This window comes from Exiguobacterium sp. UBA3968 (genome assembly GCF_002385115.1).
Taxonomy (GTDB): Bacteria; Bacillota; Bacilli; order Exiguobacteriales; family Exiguobacteriaceae; genus Exiguobacterium_A.
In genome coordinates this window covers 829-2330 of the sequence record NZ_DGCW01000010.1, presented here as the reverse complement: position 1 = coordinate 2330, position 1502 = coordinate 829, and the positions used below count along the sequence as shown (strand labels likewise).

Annotated in this window: 3 protein-coding genes; all 3 read right to left on the bottom strand. The window is 45.9% G+C overall.

The features are described 5' to 3' along the window. A partial coding sequence (locus tag B3S86_RS15420) for a Clp protease N-terminal domain-containing protein (protein ID WP_414651180.1) occupies nucleotides 1-108 on the bottom strand: 108 nt, incomplete at its 3' end. After that, nucleotides 108-1181, bottom strand: coding sequence for a protein arginine kinase (locus B3S86_RS15090; RefSeq protein ID WP_290754255.1), 1074 nt, complete (start codon nucleotides 1179-1181; stop codon nucleotides 108-110). The genes B3S86_RS15420 and B3S86_RS15090, both read right to left, overlap by 1 nt. Next, nucleotides 1174-1502, bottom strand: a 329-nt coding sequence (locus B3S86_RS15085; protein ID WP_290754253.1) for a hypothetical protein, incomplete at its 5' end; no start/stop codon positions are given. The genes B3S86_RS15090 and B3S86_RS15085, both read right to left, overlap by 8 nt.

The following is a 1502-nucleotide window of genomic DNA, read 5'->3' as shown; positions in this document are numbered from 1 at the left end:
GAGTAAAATGTGTTCTGTTCCGATATTGTGGTGCCCCAACCGTACTGCTTCTTCTTGAGCAAGTGCCAATACACGTTGTGCACGTTCTGTAAATCGTCCAAACATCATTATGCAAAACCTCCTTGTGTGTGATCCCTGTTTGTCTGTTCGGTTAACATCGTCCGAATTCGTTTCGCCCGTTCGATGTCCCGTTCTCTAGATGTTAATTGTTTCCCGAAATGCTTTTGTAGAAAACCTGTTTGTAATGAAACGAGCAGTTGATGAAAAAGATTTGGAGGAAGATTGACTTCTAGTCCCAGACTGTCTGCTAAGCGGACATCCGATAGCCGTTCCGTTGCTTCCCGCGCTGTAATCAGTCGAGCTGATGTCAGGATGCCATAGGAACGATATAGTCTGTCCTCTAGTTCTTCTTGATACATCTCCAATAATCCTTTTCGTGCTGCCTGTTCTGCTTCAATTAATGCTTCGACCGCAAATTGATAGTCCGTGATCAGCATATCCTCGCTTGCCCCAAGCGTCCGTTGGTTCGAAAGTTGGAACATGCGACCAGAAGCATCGCTTCCCTCACCGTAACGCCCACGAATCGCGAATCCTAACTGTCGTAAGTGTTTGATATAGCCTTGAATCTGATTCGTCAGGACTAGTCCCGGTAAGTGCAACATCACGGAAGCACGAAGACCTGTTCCGACGTTACTCGGACAAGTCGTTAAATAACCAAGCGTGTCATCAAAAGCAATTTTAAATCGTTCACTGATCAAGCGATCGACTTGTTTTGCGATCCGAAACGCTTCTTCAAGCTGTAGCCCAGGTAATAACGTCTGAATTCGAAAATGATCCTCTTCGTTTACCATGACACTGATCTGCTCATCTTCACTAATGAAGAGTCCTGTCCGTGGATGACTCGCTAACGCCGGACTAATTAGATGCTTTTCTACTAAAGCGGTTCGGGTCAGGACATCCGCCTGATCGACACGACCAAATCGGAACCCTTTCATCCCATTTAGTTGGCGTTCCGTCTCTTCAATGAGTGCATTGGCTTGTGCTTCTGACAACATCGTTGAGAACGGATAACGTGTCGTATTGCGCGCCAAACGGACTCGTGTCGAAACGACGATGTCGTCAAAGGGAGAAGATTGATTCATCGATTCGCTTAAAGGGTGTTGAAGCAACTCTTCAAACATGACGCAAATCCTCCTCGACACTCTCAATCTGTTGTTTTATGACTTCTGCTTCTTCATAATCTTCTGCTAAGATTTTGCGGTTGAGTTGTTCTTTGAGTCGACTAAGTTGCTGGTTTAATCGTTTCTCCACGGATTCCTCATCAGGGCGTGAACCATAATGTTGCGTATGACCGTGTTGGAACTGACGAACCATGCCGTCGACTTCGTCTTTGAAAAATGAATAACAAGTCGGGCAACCGACTTTACGAAGATGAAGCAATTGTTGACGGGTCATACCACAAGACGGACATGCCGTCCCTTGATATTCACGTGCTAACTCCC